Here is an 18,303-nt window from a genome sequence, read left to right on the forward strand (position 1 = left end):
AGCCGCCCGATGGCACCGTCCTACCCGAAGGCGCACGGCCTGCTCGACGGCAAGGTCACGCTGGTCACGGCCGCGGCCGGAGCCGGCATCGGCTACGCCACGGCCCGGCGCTGCGCCGAGGAGGGCGCCACGATCGTCGTCTCGGACCGGCACGAGCGCCGGCTGAGCGCCGCCGCCGAGGCGCTGAGCGAGCTCACCGGTGTCAAGCCGCTCGCCGTCCCGTGCGACGTGACCTCCGAGGAGCAGGTGCGGGCGCTGTTCGACGCCGTGGCGGACACGCACGGACGGCTGGACGTGGTCGTCAACAACGCCGGGCTGGGCGGCACGACGGCGCTCGCCGAGATGTCCGACGAGCAGTGGCACGCGGTCGTGGACGTCACCCTGACCGGCACCATGCGCTGCACCAGGGCCGCGCTGCGCCGCATGATCGCCCAGGGCTCCGGCGTCATCGTCAACAACGCCTCCGTGGTCGGCTGGCGGGCCCAGCGGGGGCAGGCGCACTACGCGGCGGCTAAGGCCGGGGTGATGGCCCTGACCAGGTGCGTGGCGCTGGAGGCGGCCCCGCACGGGGTCCGGGTCAACGCGGTGGCGCCGTCGCTGGCCGTGCATCCGTTCCTGGCGAAGGTGACCAGCGAGGAACTGCTGGCGGAGCTGACGGCCAAGGAGGCGTTCGGGCGCTCGGCCGAGCCGTGGGAGGTGGCGAACGTGATCGTCTTCCTGGCCAGCGACTACTCCTCGTACATGACGGGTGAGGTGGTGTCGGTCTCGTCGCAGCACCCGTGACGATATCTTGCGAGACAGGATATCGTGGGCTCATGAACATGACGGAGCCGATGTTCCTGGCGCTGACCGCGCTGGTCGACGAGCCCCGGCACGGCTACGGGATCGTCCAGGAGGTCGATCGCCTGTCGGAGGGCCGCGTCCAGCTCAAGATCGGCACGCTGTACGGCGTGCTCGACCGGCTCGCCGCGGCCGGCCTGGTGGCGCTCGACCGCGAGGAGGCCCGGCAGGGGCGGCTGCGCCGCTACTACCGCCTGACCGACGAGGGCGCCCGCGCGCTCCAGGAGGAGGCCGCCAGGATGGCCGCCACCGCCGAGGCCGCCACCGCCCGCCTGCGCGCCAGAACCGCGGGAGGCGCCGCATGAGCCCGTCCGCGCACAGCCTGGGCCGCCCGGGAGCGCCCGGAGACGGGCCGAAGGGCCGGATGAGCCTGCTCGAACGGCGTTACCGCTCCGTCCTGCGCCTGCTGCCCGCCTCCTACCGCGCCGAACGCGAGGAGGAGATGGTGGACGCGTTCATGGAGATGTCCGGCGACGTGCCCGACGAGCTGAGCCCGCGGCCCCGATGGGGTGAGATCGCCAGCGTGCTGGCCCTGGCCGTGCGGTCGCGGCTGGGCGGCACGGGCGCGCCGCCGCACCTGTTCGCCTGGGGCGAGACCGTCCGGCTCGTCGCCCTGCTGGGGCTGGCCCACCAAGCCATGGGCGGCCTCTACACGGGGGTGGAGCTGCTGCGCACGCTGGTGTTCGGGGCGGAGCAGAGCTACGCCGGCGCGCCCGGCTCCTTCGAGCGGCTGGTGGCCGTCGTCGTCTCGGTGTCGGCCCTCTGCTCGACGGTCGCGTTCGTGGCGATCATACGCGGTCACGTGCGCACGGCCAAGGTCACGGCCGTCGTCGGCGCCGCTCCCACGCTGGTCTACACGCTGATCCCGATGATCCTGGCCGGGCCGGTGACCGACCGGCCGCTGTCGGAGCCCGCCACCCTGGTGTTCACGGTGGTGCCGGTGCTCGCGCTGCTGCTGGGCTTCCACGGCGACGTCGCGCCGCGCCGCCGCCCGTGGGCGCTCGCGCTGGCGCCCGCGGCCGCGGGCCTGGCCGTGCTGGGCGGCATGTGGCTGCTGCTCGCGCTGCGGCTGCCGGACGCCGGCTGGCTGTACCTGTGGCTGGACCTCGGCACCGCGATCCCGGTGTGGGCGGCGGGCGCCGTGGTGGTGCTCACCCGCCCGGCCACGCCGTCGTGGGCGCTGGCGATGTCGGCCACCGGGCTGCTCCTGCTGATGGTCCGCCTGACGGGGCTCGGCGGCCTGCCCGACGGCCCCATGTGGGCGACGGCCTGCGCCCAGTGCGCGCTGCTGTGGGCCCTGGCCGTCCCGCTCGCCTGGGCCGGGGCACGCAGACTGCCGAGCCCGGCGCCTCAGCCCTGATCGCCAGGTCAGGGAAAGATCAGGGTAGGCGGCGGGGGGTCAGGGATCTAGTGTCCACACCATGGGCACACGCTCTTCCTTCCTGCTCGATGTCCTCATGACGGAGTTCGGCGAGTCGATCAAGCGAGACCCCGCGGCGTTCAGGCGGAAGTTCCGGAAGATGGCGGCCTCGCCGTTCGCCTTCTACCGGGGCAGCGCCTGCCTGTTCTACGCGGACATGGCCGGCGGGTACGCCGACGAGTCCTACCTCGACGGGCCGACCAGCAGGGTGTGGATCCACGGTGACCTGCACGCGGAGAACTTCGGCACGTACATGAACGCCTCCGGCGTGCTGGTCTTCAACGTCAACGACTTCGACGAGGCGTACGTGGGGCCGTACGTCTGGGACCTCAAGCGGTTCGCGGCCAGCGTGGCTCTGATCGGGTACGCCAAGGCGCTGTCGGACGACTCGATCAGCGTCCTCGTGACCGACTTCGCCGGCGCGTACCTGGTGGAGCTGGCCGCGATCGCGGCCGGCGGGGACGACGCGATCGGCTCGCTCACCCTCGGCACCACCTCGGGCGTGCTGCGCCGGGTGTTGCAGCGTGCCCGGCTCAGCACCCGCGTGGCGCTGCTGGACGCCGAGACGGTGATCGACGACTACGACCGGCGCTTCGCGCTCGTGGAGGGGCGCGAGCCGGTGGACGAGACGACCAGGCGGGCCGTGACGGACGCCTTCGCCGACTACCTGACCACGCTGCCCGTGCCGGTCGGCCCGGCCGAGCACGTCATCAAGGACGTGGCGCTGCGCAAGGGCGTGGGGATCGGCTCGGCGGGGCTGCCTTCGTACAACCTGCTGCTCGAAGGGCGCTCGCAGGCGCTGGAGAACGACGTCGTGCTGTACATGAAGCAGGCGGCGGTGCCGGCGGTGGCGCGGCACGTCACCGACGAGAAGGTGGCCTCCTACTTCCTGCACCAGGGGCACCGCACGGCCGAGTCGCAGCGCGCGTTGCAGGCCTACGCCGATCCCTGGCTGGGCTACACCAGCCTCGGCGGGGTGGGCCAGCTCGTGGCCGAGGTGTCGCCGTACTGCTCGGACCTGGACTGGGACGACGTCAACGAGCCGGACGAGCTGCGCTCGATCATCCAGGACCTGGGGCGGGCGGTGGCGCGCATGCACGCGGTGGCCGACGACGAGTCCAGCCACGACCTGGTGGACTTCTCCACCGAGGAGGCGATCGTGGCGGCGATCGGCGACGACCGGTCGGGGTTCGTCGCGATGCTGGTGGACTTCGCCCACCGGTACGGCGCGCAGGCCCGCGGCGACCACCAGCACTTCGTCGACCTCTTCCGCAACGGGCGGCTCCCCGGAGCCTGAAAGATGGCGACCGACCAGTCGGTATGGCATGCTCCCAGAACATGACTCTGTTCTCAGTGGAAGGCAAGACCGTCGTCGTCACGGGCGGGTCGCGCGGCATCGGACGCATGATCGCCGCCGGTTTCGTGGCGGCGGGGGCGACCGTCTACATCTCCGCCCGCAAGACGGCCGAGGTCGAGAAGACGGCCGCCGAGCTGGGCTGCTTCGCCGTCCCCGCCGACCTGTCCACGCCCGAGGGGCTGGACGCGCTCGTGTCGGCGGTGGACGGGCCGCTGCACGTGCTGGTGAACAACGCCGGCGCGACCTGGGGCGCCCCGCTGGAGGAGTATCCCGAGCACGCCTTCGACAAGCTGTGGAACATCAACGTGAAGGGCGTCTTCTACCTGACCCAGCGGTTCCTGCCGCGCCTGCGGGAGGCGGCCGGCGCCGACGACCCGGCCCGGGTGATCAACGTCGGCTCGGTGGACGGCATCCGGGTGCCCGCGCTGGAGAGCTTCGCCTACTCCTCGACGAAGTCCGCCGTGCACATGCTGACCCGGCATCTGGCCAGGCGGCTGGCGGGGGAGCACATCACGGTCAACGCCATCGCCCCCGGGCCCTTCGAGTCGAAGATGATGGCGTTCGCGCTCGACGACCCCGCCACCCGGGAGATCGTCGCCTCGAACGTGCCCCTGGGCCGCATCGGGCGTCCCGAGGACGTGGCGGGCACGGCGATCTTCCTGTCGTCGCGGGCGGGGGCGTACCTGACGGGCACGGTCATCCCGGTGGACGGCGGGATCACCTGCTGATCGGCCCCGATCAGAGCAGTTCGAGCAGCGCCGCGGCGAAACGGCCCGCCGCCGACGGCTCGTGGCCCAGGTAGAGGTACGGCTCGGTCAGCTCCACCTCGATGACCGCGGGAGCCCCGCCGGGCAACCGGACCAGGTCGATCCTGGCGTAGAGAAGGGCATGGGGTACGGCGGTGAGCACCTTCTCGGCGAGTTCGACCTGGTCCGGGGCTGGGGTGCGGAGCTGTGCCCGCGCGTTGTCGTCCGGCGTGGCCCCCGTGGCGAGCATGGGGCTGCGGCGGACGGCGTGACTGAGACGGCCGTTGAAGTACAGGAGCGAGGTCTCGCCCTCCGACTCGACCATGTCGAGGTACGGCTGCACCATCGGGGTGCGCCCCTCGGCCTCCAGCGCCGCCGCCAGGCGCGCGGCCTGCGCGCGGTCGGCGGTCCTGGTGGTGTCGCGGGCGCCTCCGGAGACGGACGGCTTGACGACGTAGTCGGGCCAGTCGGGCAGGTCGTGCGACGACCAGTGCGTGGGCACGACCGGCAGGCCCAGGTCACGCAGGTAGGTCTTGTCGGTGTTGGCCTCGAGGACGGCGTACGGGTTGAGCAGCCGGGTGACCGCCTCCACCGCGCGCGCCCACGCGAGGAACTCCTCCCGCCTGAGGATGTAGTCCCAGACGGAGCGGACCACCACGGCGTCGTAGGCGCTCCAGTCGACGCCGGGATCGTCCCAGCGCTCGACGCGCCCCTCGATGCCCGCCGCCCGCCAGGCGGCGAGGACCGGCTCGCGCTCGTCGTCCGTGCTCGGGTTGGCGAATGTTACATAGGCGCAGATAGTCACACGTGGATGCTAATACGGCGCGGGCCGGGCCATTTCGGGCCCGACCCGCACGTCATTCGTCAACGACCGCGCTGCGTTCTGGCGTCGCGTGGCGCGGCCACCGCTCGATCAGTCGTGCCTAGTCGTCGACACCCACGCCGCTGCCGTTGGTGCCCGTCACGGTGTTGCCGTTGACGTTGTTGATGCTGGTCGCACCGGTGCCGCCGACGTTGGAGTTGAAGACGTTGCCGAAGTTGTTGCCCGACTGCGAGGAGTGGTGGTTGGAGCTGGAGTTACCGGCGTTGACGTCGGCGTAGGCGGGGGCCGACAGCAGGGTCACGCCCGCGGCCGCCGCGACGATGCCGGTCATGCAGAGCTTCTTCATCATGTCGATGTCCTTTCGAGTGCTGCTTTTCGGACGTCAGCCGGTCAGTAGAAGATGTAGGTCACCGCGATGCCACCGTTGGTGGCCGTCGTGGCGATGCCGTTGACGTTGTTGACGTTGGTCGCGAAGTCCTTGCCGCGGTTGCTCGACAGGACGTCGCCGAAGTTGTTCCCTGACTGGGACGAGTCGAGGTTGCCGCTGCGGTTGGCGGACCAGTTGCCGCCCCCCAGAGGACCGGCCCAGTCGTCGTCGGCGTGAGCGGGAACCGCAAGCAGTGCGCCGCCGGCCACCGCCGCCAGCACGGCCGCGGCGGCGCACACCTTTCTGATCACTTCTGCTCCTTCGCCTGTGGGGAAACCTTCCGGGGACGGCGTGACGCCGGGCCCGTGAACGCATCACCGCCCCTTTGACCGGACTTGACCGCTAGGGATCAAGACCAGTGCGAGCATATAACCTAGTGTGATCATTTGGTAGCGTCGGGTAGTCGAATCTTTGCACAGAGCAGACACCCCCGGTCACGGTTTCCCGACCCGGGCGGCGCTCAGATCAGGTGGCGCCAGGCCGGGATCTCGCCGCCGCCGTCCACCCGCACCTCGGCGCCGGTCACGTAGCCGGGCGCGGCCAGCCACAGGCAGGCCAGGGCGACGTCGGCGGGCGTGGCCATGCGGCCGGCCGGGATGGCGTCGCCGCCCAGTTCGGAGCGTCCGCCGTAGTGGCCGGACGTCTCCTCGGTGGCGGCCAGGCCGACGACGACCGTGTTGACCCGCACCCGCGGGGCCCATTCCGCGGCCAGGCAGCGGGCCAGGTGGTGCAGCCCGGCCTTGGCGGCGCCGTAGGCGGAGGTACCGGGTGAGGGCCGGGCGCCGCTGACGCTGCCGATCATCACCACGGCCCCGCCCACGGCGGCGAGCAGCGGGTGGGCGCGCTGCGCGACCAGCAGCGGGGCCGTCAGGTTGAGCTCGATGACGCGGGCGTGCAGGCGCGGCGAGGTGCCTTCGAGCGGGGCGGGCGGCGAGCCGCCGGCGCCGTACCAAGCAAGCGTTAGGGAGGTACATTGGGGATCTCACTGCGGGACGGGCCGATCGCCGAGGTGGTCGTGGACGTGCCACCGGTCAACGCGCTGCCGGTGCGGGGCTGGGAGGAGCTGGCGCGGGCCGTCAGGGCGGCCGGGGACGATCCCGCGACCAGGGTGGTCGTGCTGCGGGCCGAGGGGCGCGGGTTCAACGCCGGGGTGGACATCAAGGAACTGCGCGACGCCGAGGGCTTCGCCGCCCTGGTCGGCGTCAACCGGGCCTGCCACGAGGCGTTCGCCGCCGTGTACGAGTGCGCGGTCCCGGTGATCGCGGCCGTGCACGGCTTCTGCCTGGGCGGCGGCGTCGGCCTGGCCGGGACCGCGGACATCGTGGTGGCCGGCGAGGACGCCTACTTCGGGCTGCCCGAGGTGGACCGGGGCGCGCTCGGCGCGGCCACCCACCTGGCCCGGCTGGTGCCGCCGCAGCTCGTCCGGGCCATGGTGTACACGTGCCGGAACGTCACCGCGGCCGAGTTGCGCGCGTTCGGCTCGGTGCTGGAGGTGGTGCCGTCCGGCAGGCTGCGGGAGGCGGCCATGGAGGTGGCGGAGCAGATCGCGGACAAGGACCCGTACGTGATCCGCCGGGCCAAGGAGTCGCTCAACGGCATCGACCCGGTGGACGTCAGGCGCAGTTACCGCTTCGAGCAGGGCTTCACCTTCGAGCTGAACCTCATGGGCATCGGCGACCGGCACCGGGAGCGCTTCTAGTGGGCAAGGTGATGACGGCCGAGCAGGTGGCCGCGACGGTGCAGAGCGGGATGACGGTCGGCGTCGGCGGCTGGGGCTCGCGCCGCAAGCCGATGGCCCTGGTCGAGGCCCTGGTCCGGGCCCCGGCGCGGGAACTCACGATCGTCTCCTACGGCGGCCCCGACGTGGGCCTGCTGTGCGCGGCCGGGAAGGTGCGCAGGGTCGTGGCCCCGTTCGTCACGCTCGACTCCATCCCGCTGGAGCCGCACTTCCGGCGAGCCAGGCAGGCCGGGGAGATCGAGTTCACGGAGTACGACGAGGGCATGTTCATGTTCGGGCTGCTGGCCGCGGCGCACCGGCTGCCGTTCCTGCCGACGCGGGCGGGGCTGGGCTCGGACGTGCCGCGGGTCAACCCGGGGCTGCGGACGGTGCGCTCGCCGTACGAGGACGGGGAGGAGCTGCTGGCGGTGCCCGCGCTGACCCTGGACGTGGCGCTCGTGCACCTCAACCGGGCCGACTCCCGGGGCAACGCCCAGTACCTGGGGCCCGATCCGTACTTCGACGACCTCTTCGCGAAGGCGGCCGGGCGCTGCTACGTCTCGTGCGAGCGGGTGGTGGACACGGCGGACCTGCGCAAGGAGGGGCCTGTGCAGTCGTTGCTGATCAGCCGGTCGATGGTGGCGGGCGTGGTGGAGGCGCCGGGCGGCGCCGGGTTCACCTCCTGCGAGCCCGACTACGGTCGCGACGAGGCGGCCCAGCGGCGGTACGTGGAGCAGGCCCGATGACCCCGCAGACGGGAACGAGCCGGGCCGACGTCTGCGTGGTGGCCTGCGCGGAGGCGTTCAGGGGCGACGGGGAGATCCTCGCGGCGGGCATCGGCGGGGCGATCACGGTGCTGGCGGCGCGGCTGGCGCGGCTGACGTTCGAGCCGGACCTGCTCACCAGCGACGGCGTCTGCCTGCTCACCGGCGACGTGCCCGCGCTCGGGGAGGCGCCCGGGGTGGTGGAGGGATGGCTGCCGTTCCGCGAGCACCTGTGGCTGGTGCTGAACGGGCGGCGGCACGTGATGCTCGGCGCCGGCCAGATCGACCGGTACGGCAACACGAACATCTCCTGCATCGGCGACTGGGCCCGGCCCAAGGCGCAGTTGCTGGGGGTGCGCGGCGCGCCGGGGAACACCCGGTGCGATCCCACGAGCTACTGGATCCCCCGGCACTCGACGCGGACGTTCGTCCCCCGGGTGGACATGGTCAGCGGGATCGGGACCGATCGGGGGGCGTACGAGCTGCGGCGGGTGGTGACGGACCTGGCGGTGCTGGACTTCGGGACGGCCGACGGGTCGATGCGGCTGGTGTCCGTGCATCCCGGGGTGAGTGTGGCCGACGTGGTGGCGGCCACGGGCTTCGAGCTCGGCGGCGTCTCCGGGCAGGTCCCCACGACGCGGATGCCGACCGGCGAGGAGTCGCGCGTCCTGGACCGTCTCGACCCCGGTCGCCTGCGCGACGGCGAGGTGGCCGCGTGAGGACGGCGCTGACCGCGCTCGTCGGCTGCCGGCATCCGATCGTGCAGACCGGCATGGGGTACGTCGCGGGCGCCCGGCTGGCCGCCGCCACCTCGATCGCGGGCGGGCTGGGCGTGATCGGCGCGGCCACCCTGTCGGCGGCCGAGATGCGCGCGGCGATCAGGCGGGTCAAGGAGCGGACGGACGCGCCGTTCGGCGTGAACCTGCGGGCCGACGCCGACGACGCGGCCGAGCGGGTGACGGTGCTGGTCGAGGAGGGCGTGCGGGTGGCGTCGTTCGCGCTGGCGCCGCGCCGGGAGCTGATCGCCCGGCTCAAGGACGCCGGCGTGGTGGTGATCCCGTCTGTGGGGGCGCGGCGGCACGCCGAGAAGGTGGCCGGCTGGGGCGCGGACGCGGTGATCGTCCAGGGCGGCGAGGGGGGCGGGCACACCGGCCCGCTGGCGACCACGCTGCTGCTGCCGCAGGTCGTGGACGCGGTGGAGATCCCGGTGATCGCGGCCGGCGGCTTCTTCGACGGGCGGGGACTGGTGGCGGCGCTGGCGTACGGGGCCTGCGGGATCGCCATGGGCACCCGGTTCCTGCTGACCAGCGACTCCCCGGTGCCCGACGAGGTGAAGAAGGTCTACCTGGCGGCCAGGGAGACGGTGGTGACGCGGAACGTGGACGGGGTGCCGCACCGGGTGCTGAACACGCCGTTCGTGGCCTCGCTGGAACGCTCGCGGCTGGCCAGGGCGGTGCTGAACGGGGCCCGCTTCCAGCGCCTGTCGGGGCTGTCGTGGCGCTCGATGCTCCGCGAGGGGCGGCGCATGCGGCAGGGCCGGGAGCTGACCTGGGCGCAGGTGCTCCAGGCGGCGAACACGCCCGTGCTGCTGCGGGCGGCCATGGTGGAGGGCCGGGCGGATCTGGGGGTGCTGGCCTCGGGCCAGGTGGTGGGGGTGATCGACGACCTGCCGTCGTGCCGGGAGCTGATCGAGCGCATCATGGCGGAGGCCGAGACGACCCTCGCCCGCCTGCGCTGAACCGGGGCTACAGGACGGTGATGCCCCGGGCGCCGAGGATGGCGTTGGCCTGCGCCTGGGTGATGATCGCCCCCGCGAAGGCCCGCAGCTTGTCGTCGTCGGGCTCGCCGAGATCGGCCCCGCGCAGGTCGGCCTTGGCGAACTTGGTGTGCAACAACCGGGTGCCCCGCAGCCGGCAGTCGCTCAGCGTGGCCTCGGTGAAGTCGCAGCCCGACAGGTCGGCGTCGTCGAAGCGCACGCCCTCGATGTGCTCCTTGCGCAGCGAGCAGCCGCCGAGGTTGGCCAGGGTGAGGTTGGAGCGGCTCACCTTGAAGCCGGTGCCGCGCGACCCGGTGAGGGCCGCGCCGATCATGCGGCACCCCGCGAACGAGACGTCGGTCAGCAGGGCTCCGGAGAACTGCGCCGAGGACAGGTCGACGTCGGTGAAGACGGCGTCGATGAGGTCGGCGTCGTTGAACCTCGTGCGCATCCCGCCCCCGCCGGTGAAGACCGCCCCGTCGAGGTCGGCCTTGCGGAAGTCGGTCCGGTCCAGCACGCAGGACTCGAAGCGCGCCCCCGCCAGCGGGGCGCCCCACAGGTCGGCCTCCGTCAGGTCGCACTCGCGGAACACGTGTGTCTCGTCCGGCGGCAGCCGGTCGCCCAGCGCCTTGTGGGACAGGTCCTCGCCGTCGAAGTTCACCCTCAGAGCCTACCGGTCAGCACCTCGGCGGCGGCCTGGCCGCAGACCCGGGCCGACCCGTACGTGGCGACGTGCACGGCGCCGAGGTCGGAGCGGACGGGCAGGCCCATCTCGACGACCACGGCGTCCGGGCGGGCGCTGAGCAGGTGCCGCAGGGCCTGTGACTGCCAGGCGAACCGGTGCACGTCCCTGACCACGACGACGAGCGGCCGTCCGGCGGCGCGGGCGATCACGCGTTCCAGCTCGGGCCCGGTGCACTGCCCGGAGGCCAGGCGGGTGACCTCGGTGCCGGGGAGCAGGCGGCCGAGCGGCTCACCGACGCCCCACGGGGTGTTCCTGTCGATGGCCAGGTTCATCTCGGGGGCCAGCTCCACCACGTGCGCCGCCTCCGTGACGGGCAGGACGGGCGTGGTGGAGCGGCGGGTGACGCGGATCGCCCGGCGGGCCGCGATCAGGCCGATGTCGCCGTCGGCGGGTGCCGGGCTGCCCGAGGAGGCGGCCCACGTGGCCAGCTCGCGGACCCGGCGAGCGGCGTCGGCCAGGCGCTCCTCGGGCAGCAGTCCCTTGGTCACCGCCGCCGCGATCGCGTCGCGGATCCCGGCGGCGGTGGCCTCGTCGGCACGCTCGCCGCCGACGCAGATCGCGTCGGCGCCGGCGGCGATGGCACGGGCGGAGGCGCCCCCGATCCCGTACGCCCCCGACACCGCGGCCATCTCGATGCCGTCAGTGATGATCAGCCCGTCGAACCCGAGTTCTTCGCGCAGCAGCCCGGTGAGGACCTTGGGGCTGAGCGTGGCGGGCCGTTCGGCGTCGTACGAGGGGACGAGGAGGTGACCCGTCATGATCACCTTTACCCCTTCGCCGATCGCCTCGCGGAACGGGAACAGCGCGTCCTCGATCCCGCTCTCGGCGACGACGGGCACTCCGTGGTGGGAGTCCACGGAGGTGTCCCCGTGGCCGGGGAAGTGTTTGGCGCTGGCGGCGACCCCGGCCGACTGCAGCCCGCGGACGAACGCCCTGGTGTGCCGGGCGACCAGCGCCGGGTCGGCCCCGAACGAGCGCAGCCCGATGACCGGGTTGTCCGGGTTGGAGTTCACGTCGGCGGAGGGCGCGAAGTCGATCGTGATGCCGGCCCTGGCCAGGTCACCGCCGAGGTCCCTGGCCAGCGACTCGGTGAGGGTGACGTCGTCCACGACGCCGAGCGCGTACGCGCCGGGCCTGCTGCTGCCGGCCGCCACCTCCAGCCGGGTGACCTCGCCGGACTCCTCGTCGATGCCGACCAGCACCGACGGGTTCTCGGCGCGCAGTTCGGCGGTGAGCCGGGCCACCTGGGCGGGGCCGGCGATGTTGCGCGAGAACAGCACGACGCCGGCCAGCCCGTCGCCGAGCCGGCGGCGCAGCCAGTCGGGTGGGGCGTGCCCGGGGAAGCCGGGCAAGAGGACGGCGTCGGCGAGGCGAAGCAGGTCACCGCTCAGGGGCATGACCCGCAATCTAATAGGAAAGTTTCCTATTTGCTAGGGGTATTTTCTGATGTCAGCCCGCTCCTCTTCGTGACGAGCCCTCCCACCGTACGCCACGGCGGGTCACGCCAGGCGTTCGATGACGGTGACGTTCGCCTGCCCGCCCCCCTCGCACATGACCTGGAGGCCGTACCTGCCGCCGGTCCGCTCCAGCTCGTGCAGCAGCTTGACCGCGAGCACGGCGCCGGTCGCGCCGAGCGGATGGCCGAGGGCGATGGCGCCCCCGTTCGGGTTGACCCTGGCCGGGTCCGCGCCGGTCTCCTTGATCCAGGCCAGGACGACCGGGGCGAACGCCTCGTTGATCTCGACGGCGTCGAAGTCGTCGATGGACATGCCGGTCATGCCGAGCGCGCGCACGGTGGCGGGGATGGGGGCCGAGAGCATCATGATCGGGTCGTCGCCGCGTACCGACAGGTGGTGCACGCGGGCGCGCGGGGTCAGGCCGTGCTCGCGCACCGCCCGGGGGGAGGCGAGCAGCAGGGCGGCGGCTCCGTCGGAGATCTGCGAGGCCAGGGCGGCGGTCAGCCGTCCGCCTTCGGTGAGCGGCCTGAGGGCGGCCATCTTCTCCCGGGTGGTGTCCCTGCGCGGGCCCTCGTCCTCGGAGACGCCCTCGTACGGGGTGATCTCAGGCCGGAAGCGCCCGGCGTCGACGGCACGCAGCGCCCTGCGGTGCGACTCGTACGCGTACGCCTCCATCTCCTCCCGGGACAGGCCCCACCTGGCGGCGATCAGCTCGGCGCCGGCGAACTGGGAGACCTCCTGGGTGCCGTACCGCCCGGCCCAGCCCTTGGAGCCAGAGAAGGGCGTGTCGTGCCCGAGCGGGCGGCCCGCCAGCATGGCGGAGGAGATGGGGATCATGCTCATGTTCTGCACTCCCCCGGCCACCACCAGGCCGTTCACGCCGGACAGCACGGCCTGGGCGGCGAAGTGCAGGGCCTGCTGCGCGGAGCCGCACTGGCGGTCGATCGTGACGCCCGGCACCTCCTCCGGCAGCCCGGCGGCCAGCCAGCAGGTGCGGGCGACGTCTCCGGCCTGCGGGCCGATCGTGTCCACGCAGCCGAAGATCACGTCCTCGACGGCGGAGGGGTCGGCGCCGGTGCGCGACATCAGCTCCTTGAGCACGTGCGCGCCGAGGTCGGCGGGGTGGGCTCCGGCCAGGCCGCCGCCCCGGCGCCCGACGGGCGTGCGGACGGCTCCGACGATGTACGCCTCTCTCATCTCCGCATCGTAGCAAGCGCTTGGTCTAGGCGGGAACGCCGTATGAGCTGGGCCGGTTGGGCGAACAAGCGATTGTCTGAGGGCTCATAATGGAAACGTGACCACGCGAAAGAACTCCGGCACGACCACCACCCCGGCGAAGCGCCAGCGCACGACCTCGTCGGGGTCGGCGTCTGAGCGCCGTGACCACCTCGTCAAGCTCGCCGCGGAGCTCTTCGCGCGCAAGGGCTTCCAAGCCACGACAGTACGCGAGATCGCCGACGAGGCCGGCATCCTGTCCGGCAGCCTCTACCACCACTTCGACTCCAAGGAGACGATCGTCGACGAGGTGCTCTCCACCTTCCTCGACGACCTGATCGCCCGCTACCGCGCCGCGCTCGACACCGACGCCGACCCGCGCACGGTGCTGTCGGAGATGGTCCGCATCGGCTTCGGCACGCTGGAGCCGCACCGCGCCGCGATCACGGTGATGCAGAACGACTGGAACTACCTGCGCCAGTTCGAGCGCTTCAACTACCTCGTCAAGGCCGAGGACGAGGTCGAGCAGATCTGGGTCTCGCAGATCAAGGCCGGTCAGGCGGCCGGGCTGTTCCGCAAAGACGTCGACCCGAAGCTGACGTACCGGATGATCCGCGACACGATCTGGGTGGCGGTGCGCTGGTTCCGTCCCGGCGGCCGGCTCAACACCACGACCCTGGCCGAGCACTACATCACGGTGCTCTTCGACGGCCTCGCGACGGGCGAGCGCACCACCCACAAGGGATGAGCCTCGGCAAGGCGGTGCGAATCGCACTGCAGGACGCGGCCGAACCCGGCAAGGCCGAGACCATGCGCGCCTACATGAAGTCGCCGATGCCGTTCCTGGGCGTGCAGGCGGTGCCGCGACGGGCCGCGCTGCGGCGGGTCTTCGCCGAACACCGGCTGGAGGGCGCGCCCGAGTGGCGGCGGGCGGTGCTGACGCTGTGGCGGGAGGCCGAGTACCGCGAGGAGCGCTACGCCGCCGTCGACCTGTCCGGCTACCACCTCTACCGGGAGTTCCAGACCCTCTACACGCTGCCGATGTACGAGGAGATGGTCGTCTCCGGCGCGTGGTGGGACCTGGTGGACGAGATCGCCACCCACCGGATCGGCGCGCTGCTGACCGCCTACCCCGACACCATGCGGCCGCTCATGCTCCAGTGGGCGCACGACCACGACCTGTGGAAACGCCGGACGGCCATCCTGTGCCAGAACCGGTTCAAGTCGCGCACCGACACGGCGCTGCTGTACGCCTGCATCGAGCCGAGCCTGTCCGACAACGACTTCTTCGCGCGCAAGGCGATCGGCTGGGCGTTACGCGAGTACGCCAAGACCAGCCCCGGCGAGGTGCTCCGGTACGTCAAGGCGAAGGGCATCTCGGGGCTGAGCCGCCGCGAGGCACTGAAGAACCTGCCGGCCACCTAACCTCGGGCAGATGATCACAAACCGCCCCACGGCCCGGGTCATCCTCGTCGATCCCGCCGACCGCGTGCTGATGTTCCGCTTCGTCCCGCCCGATCCCTGGCCCCGCGAGCCCGCGTGGCACCTGCCCGGCGGCGGGATCGAGGCCGGCGAGTCGGCGGCGCAGGCGGCCTGCCGGGAGGCCCACGAGGAGACCGGCGTCGTCCTCGCGCCCCACGGCCTGGGCGAGCCGGTGGCCGTCAACGCGGGAGAGTGGTCCATCCGGGGACGCCGCTTCCACACCGTGCACACCTACTTCTTCGCCCGGGTCCCGACGGCGGAGGTCCCCGAGGGCGGCGACGACGGGCTCGGGCACCGGTGGTGGACCGTGGCCGAACTGGACACGGCCACCGAGCGGGTCTTCCCGCCGGGGCTGGCCGGGCTGCTGGGTGACCTGCTGAGCGGGGTGCGGCAGGCGGGGCCCGTCACGCTCGCGTGGTGAGCGCGGGGCTCATCTCGTCCACAGGGCGTCCTGGACGGCCTGGACCAGGGCCATCAGCTCCGGGGTGGCGTGCTCCCTCGACCACGCCAGCGCGTACGTGATCCGCAGGCCGTCCGCGTCGAGCGGCACGAAGCGCACGTCGTCGCGGCGGACGGTCCTGGCCAGGAGGTGCGGGATGGGCAGCAGGCCCGCGCCGGCCGCCACCAGGTCGAGCGCGGCGCCGAAGTCGTCGTCGGCCACCGGGCGGGACCGGCCGGGCAGCCCCGGCCAGGGCCGGGTGCCGGGAGCGAGCAGCACCTGACCGCCCAGGTCGGCCGCCGTCACCCGCGGGCGCGAGGCCAGCCGGTGTCCGGCGGGGACGGCCAGGTGATCGACGGTCACGTGGAACCTGGCCGCCGTGACGAACCGGGCCGGGGCGGGCGTGGCCAGGATCGCCGCTGAAACCTCGCCGTCCGACAGCGCCCGCGCCGCCGCGCCGCGACCGGCCGCCCGCAGTTCCACGCCGATCGCCGGAGTGCGGCCCGCCAGCCGCCGGACGATCCGCGCCGCCAGCGTTCCGACGAGTGGTGGATAAGCCAGGTGAATGGTCGGCCGGGCCAGCCGGGCCGCTTCCACGTCGAAGGCCCGCATCGACTCGATCACCTGCTCCGCGTGCGGCAGCAGCGCCTTGCCCTCCGCCGTCAGCCGCACCTCGCGGGCCGTGCGCGTGAAGAGCCGGGAGCCGGTGGCGCGTTCGAGCCGGGTGATGGCCTGGCTCATGGCGGGCTGGGACATGCCCAGGTCGGCGGCGGCGGCCGAGAAGCTGAGCCGGTCCGCCACCCTCGTGAAGCAGTGGATCTCCCTGAGCATAAGCAGCATCAATACATGGTGCACGATGTCCGGAGTGCTCGGCAGGATGCCTGACACCTGATTCGTCGTGTGTCGCACCCCGGAGGAGCCGCCCTGATGTCCCCGAGATCCCCCTTCCCCAGGTCCACCGTGCTCGGATACCCGCGCATCGGGCCGCGGCGAGAGCTGAAGCGGGCGCTGGAGTCGTACTGGGGCGGGCGCTCGACCCGTGCCGACCTCGAACGGGTCGGCGCCGAGTTGCGCGAACGCACCTGGCGGCGGCTGGCCGAACTCGGGCTCGACGGGCTGCCGTCGAACACCTTCTCGCTGTACGACCAGGTGCTGGACACCGCCGTGCTGCTCGGGGCCGTGCCGGAGCGCTACCGCGACGCCGCGGACCCCTACATGGCGATGGCCCGGGGCACCGAAGGGCTGGCGCCGCTGCGGATGACGAAGTGGTTCGACACCAACTACCACTACATCGTGCCCGAGATCGGCCCCGGCACCACGTTCGCGCTGGACGCGAGCAAGCCCCTGGACGAGGTGCGCCAGGCGCGGGCGCTGGGCTTCGAGACCCGGCCGGTGGTGGTGGGGCCGGTGACGTTCCTGCTGCTGGGCTCGGCGCTGGACCGGCTGGACGACGTGCTCGGCTGCTACGAGGAACTGCTGTCCGCGCTGGCCGCCGAGGGGGTCGCCTGGGTGCAGTTCGACGAGCCCGCGCTGGTGGGCGACCGCACGCCGGAGGAACTGGCGGCGGTGCGGACGGCCTACGAGCGGCTGGGCGCGGCCGAGCAGCGGCCCGGACTGTTCGTGGCCGCGTACTTCGGCGACCTCGGGGCGGCACTGCCGGTGCTGGCCGGCACGCCGGTGGAGGCCGTCGGGATCGACCTGGTGCGCGGCGGCCTCCCGGCCGCCGATCTGCGCGGGAAGACCGTGGTCGCGGGCGTGGTCTCGGGACGGGACGTGTGGCGGACCCCTCCCGGGCGGGCGCTGGCCGCGCTCGGGAGCGTGCGGGCCGCGGACGTCGTGGTGAGCACCTCGTGCTCGTTGCAGCACGTGCCCTACAGCGTGGCGGACGAGCCGGACCTGGAGGCGGGGCTCCGGGGGCGGCTGGCGTTCGCGGAGGAGAAGGTGGTCGAGGTGGTGGCCCTGGCCGAGGCCCTCGTCCACCGGCCCGGCGATCTCGACCGTCCGGACGGCGTGCCGGGGCGGGAGCCGGCGGCGGAGGTGCGGCCGGTCGCGGTGCGCGAGCGGGCCCCGTACGCCGTCCGTGCCGCCGCCCAGGCCGGGCACCTGCGGCTGCCCGCGCTCCCGACCACCACGATCGGCTCGTTCCCGCAGACCGGCGAACTGCGCGCGGCCCGCGCGGCGGTGACCTCGGGCACGCTCTCGCAGGCGGACTACGAGCGGCGGGTCGAGACCGAGATCGAGCGGGCGATCAGGACGCAGGAGCGGCTCGGGCTCGACGTGCTCGTCCACGGGGAGCCCGAGCGCAACGACATGGTGCAGTACTTCGCCGAGCACCTCGACGGGTTCGCGGTCACCAGGAACGGCTGGGTGCAGTCGTACGGGTCGCGCTGCACCCGTCCGCCGATCCTGCACGGCGACGTCGCGCGTCCCGGGCCGATCACGGTGCGGTGGGCCTCCTACGCGCAGTCGCTGACCGCGCGGCCGGTCAAGGGCATGCTCACCGGGCCCGTCACGATCGTCGCCTGGTCGTTCGTCCGCGACGACCTGCCGCTGCGCGACGTCGTGCTCCAGGTGGCCGACGCCGTCGGGGAGGAGGTGCGGGACCTGGAGGCGGCCGGGCTGTCGATCATCCAGGTGGACGAGCCCGCCCTGCGCGAGCTGCTGCCCCTGCGCCGGGCGGCCCAGGCCGACTACCTGGAGTGGGCGGTGGCGGCCTACCGGCGGGCGACGTCGGGGGCGGGTGAGCGCACCCAGATCCACACCCACCTGTGCTATTCGGACGCCGACCAGATCCTCGCCGCCATCGACGGCCTCGACGCCGACGTCACCACCATCGAGTCGGCCCGGTCGGGGGCGCGGATCCTGGGGGCCGTGGCGGCGTTCGGGCGCGGGCTGGGGCCGGGGGTGTACGACATCCACTCGCCCCGGGTGCCGTCCGCCGACGAGGTCGAGGAACTGCTGCGCCGGACGGTGCGGGCGCTGCCGGCGGAGCGGGTCTGGGTCAACCCGGACTGCGGGCTGAAGACGCGGACGTACGAGGAGGTCGAGGCGTCGCTGGCGAACGTCGTGACGGCCACCCGGCGGCTGCGGGCCGAACTGCGCTCGTGACGGGCGG

Annotated in this window: 20 protein-coding genes and 1 pseudogene; 13 read left to right on the plus strand and 8 right to left on the minus strand. The window is 72.8% G+C overall.

Annotated elements, in window-relative coordinates; genetic code table 11:
• Positions 1-9 precede the first annotated feature (9 nt).
• The 5 genes from FAF44_RS17325 to FAF44_RS17345 all read left to right on the plus strand — a co-directional run bounded on the left by FAF44_RS17325 (position 10) and on the right by FAF44_RS17345 (position 4,345).
• The gene (locus tag FAF44_RS17325; RefSeq protein WP_237104205.1) at positions 10-783 is read left to right on the plus strand and encodes an SDR family oxidoreductase; all 774 of its coding nucleotides are present in this window, start codon (positions 10-12) and stop codon (positions 781-783) included.
• 32 nt (positions 784-815) lie between these two features.
• Positions 816-1,145, plus strand: a complete 330-nt coding sequence (locus FAF44_RS17330) for a PadR family transcriptional regulator (RefSeq protein WP_308193334.1) — start codon at positions 816-818, stop codon at positions 1,143-1,145.
• A complete protein-coding gene (locus FAF44_RS17335) occupies positions 1,142-2,200 on the plus strand; it encodes a hypothetical protein (RefSeq protein WP_237104206.1) in 1,059 nt (352 codons plus the stop codon). The genes FAF44_RS17330 and FAF44_RS17335 overlap by 4 nt, the downstream gene beginning before the upstream one ends.
• Before the next feature lie 61 nt (positions 2,201-2,261).
• Positions 2,262-3,557 carry a DUF2252 domain-containing protein gene (locus FAF44_RS17340; RefSeq protein ID WP_237104207.1) on the plus strand — a complete coding sequence of 432 codons (1,296 nt, stop codon included), beginning with the start codon at positions 2,262-2,264 and terminating at the stop codon, positions 3,555-3,557.
• Between the two features lie 41 nt (positions 3,558-3,598).
• On the plus strand, positions 3,599-4,345 hold the full coding sequence (locus FAF44_RS17345; protein WP_237104208.1) for an SDR family oxidoreductase: 747 nt from the start codon (positions 3,599-3,601) through the stop codon (positions 4,343-4,345).
• A gap of 10 nt (positions 4,346-4,355) precedes the next feature.
• On the opposite strand, the gene FAF44_RS17350 is transcribed toward FAF44_RS17345, so the two are convergent.
• From FAF44_RS17350 to FAF44_RS17365, 4 genes and pseudogenes are all read right to left on the minus strand, one after another.
• Complete coding sequence (locus FAF44_RS17350; protein WP_237104209.1) at positions 4,356-5,168, minus strand: RimK family alpha-L-glutamate ligase; 813 nt, start codon at positions 5,166-5,168, stop codon at positions 4,356-4,358.
• Between the two features lie 118 nt (positions 5,169-5,286).
• Entirely contained in the window at positions 5,287-5,535 is a 249-nt protein-coding gene (locus tag FAF44_RS17355; RefSeq protein WP_237104210.1) for a hypothetical protein, read from the minus strand.
• Between the two features lie 41 nt (positions 5,536-5,576).
• Positions 5,577-5,864, minus strand: a complete 288-nt coding sequence (locus tag FAF44_RS17360) for a hypothetical protein (RefSeq protein ID WP_237104211.1) — start codon at positions 5,862-5,864, stop codon at positions 5,577-5,579.
• A gap of 209 nt (positions 5,865-6,073) precedes the next feature.
• Positions 6,074-6,550, minus strand: a pseudogene (locus FAF44_RS17365) (SDR family oxidoreductase); the annotation flags it as partial.
• Between the two features lie 36 nt (positions 6,551-6,586).
• Between FAF44_RS17365 and FAF44_RS17370 the strand changes: the two are divergent.
• The 4 genes from FAF44_RS17370 to FAF44_RS17385 are packed head-to-tail and all read left to right on the plus strand — an operon-like array spanning position 6,587 to position 9,832.
• The gene (locus FAF44_RS17370) at positions 6,587-7,312 is read left to right on the plus strand and encodes an enoyl-CoA hydratase family protein (RefSeq protein WP_237104212.1); all 726 of its coding nucleotides are present in this window, start codon (positions 6,587-6,589) and stop codon (positions 7,310-7,312) included.
• 11 nt (positions 7,313-7,323) lie between these two features.
• Positions 7,324-8,076 (plus strand): CoA transferase subunit A, encoded by a 753-nt coding sequence (locus FAF44_RS17375; RefSeq protein ID WP_237104213.1) that lies wholly within the window; start codon positions 7,324-7,326, stop codon positions 8,074-8,076.
• Entirely contained in the window at positions 8,073-8,813 is a 741-nt protein-coding gene (locus tag FAF44_RS17380; RefSeq protein WP_237104214.1) for a CoA-transferase subunit beta, read from the plus strand. The genes FAF44_RS17375 and FAF44_RS17380 overlap by 4 nt, the downstream gene beginning before the upstream one ends.
• Positions 8,810-9,832 (plus strand): nitronate monooxygenase family protein, encoded by a 1,023-nt coding sequence (locus FAF44_RS17385; protein ID WP_237104215.1) that lies wholly within the window; start codon positions 8,810-8,812, stop codon positions 9,830-9,832. The genes FAF44_RS17380 and FAF44_RS17385 overlap by 4 nt, the downstream gene beginning before the upstream one ends.
• A gap of 7 nt (positions 9,833-9,839) precedes the next feature.
• Here FAF44_RS17385 and FAF44_RS17390 read toward each other — a convergent pair whose 3' ends face one another.
• The 3 genes from FAF44_RS17390 to FAF44_RS17400 all read right to left on the minus strand — a co-directional run bounded on the left by FAF44_RS17390 (position 9,840) and on the right by FAF44_RS17400 (position 13,249).
• Positions 9,840-10,511, minus strand: a complete 672-nt coding sequence (locus FAF44_RS17390; RefSeq protein ID WP_237104216.1) for a pentapeptide repeat-containing protein — start codon at positions 10,509-10,511, stop codon at positions 9,840-9,842.
• A gap of 2 nt (positions 10,512-10,513) precedes the next feature.
• Complete coding sequence (locus FAF44_RS17395; protein WP_237104217.1) at positions 10,514-11,992, minus strand: glycoside hydrolase family 3 protein; 1,479 nt, start codon at positions 11,990-11,992, stop codon at positions 10,514-10,516.
• Positions 11,993-12,094: 102 nt separating this feature from the next.
• Positions 12,095-13,249: an acetyl-CoA C-acetyltransferase gene (locus FAF44_RS17400; RefSeq protein WP_237104218.1), complete on the minus strand. Its 1,155-nt coding sequence runs from the start codon at positions 13,247-13,249 to the stop codon at positions 12,095-12,097.
• Positions 13,250-13,346: 97 nt separating this feature from the next.
• Here FAF44_RS17400 and FAF44_RS17405 point away from each other — a divergent pair, with 97 nt between their 5' ends.
• The 3 genes from FAF44_RS17405 to FAF44_RS17415 are packed head-to-tail and all read left to right on the plus strand — an operon-like array spanning position 13,347 to position 15,170.
• Positions 13,347-14,015, plus strand: coding sequence for a TetR/AcrR family transcriptional regulator (locus tag FAF44_RS17405; RefSeq protein ID WP_237104219.1), 669 nt, complete (start codon positions 13,347-13,349; stop codon positions 14,013-14,015).
• A gap of 14 nt (positions 14,016-14,029) precedes the next feature.
• Positions 14,030-14,692, plus strand: a complete 663-nt coding sequence (locus FAF44_RS17410) for a DNA alkylation repair protein (protein WP_237104220.1) — start codon at positions 14,030-14,032, stop codon at positions 14,690-14,692.
• Positions 14,693-14,702: 10 nt separating this feature from the next.
• The gene (locus FAF44_RS17415; RefSeq protein WP_237104221.1) at positions 14,703-15,170 is read left to right on the plus strand and encodes an NUDIX hydrolase; all 468 of its coding nucleotides are present in this window, start codon (positions 14,703-14,705) and stop codon (positions 15,168-15,170) included.
• Positions 15,171-15,179: 9 nt separating this feature from the next.
• Here the strand turns inward: FAF44_RS17415 and FAF44_RS17420 are convergent, their stop codons facing one another.
• Entirely contained in the window at positions 15,180-16,028 is an 849-nt protein-coding gene (locus tag FAF44_RS17420) for a LysR family transcriptional regulator (RefSeq protein WP_237104222.1), read from the minus strand.
• Between the two features lie 87 nt (positions 16,029-16,115).
• Here FAF44_RS17420 and metE point away from each other — a divergent pair, with 87 nt between their 5' ends.
• Positions 16,116-18,296, plus strand: a complete 2,181-nt coding sequence (gene metE, locus FAF44_RS17425; RefSeq protein ID WP_237104223.1) for a 5-methyltetrahydropteroyltriglutamate--homocysteine S-methyltransferase — start codon at positions 16,116-16,118, stop codon at positions 18,294-18,296.
• Positions 18,297-18,303 lie beyond the last annotated feature (7 nt).

This window comes from Nonomuraea sp. MG754425 (genome assembly GCF_021699195.1).
In the GTDB taxonomy this organism is placed as follows: Bacteria; Actinomycetota; Actinomycetes; order Streptosporangiales; family Streptosporangiaceae; genus Nonomuraea.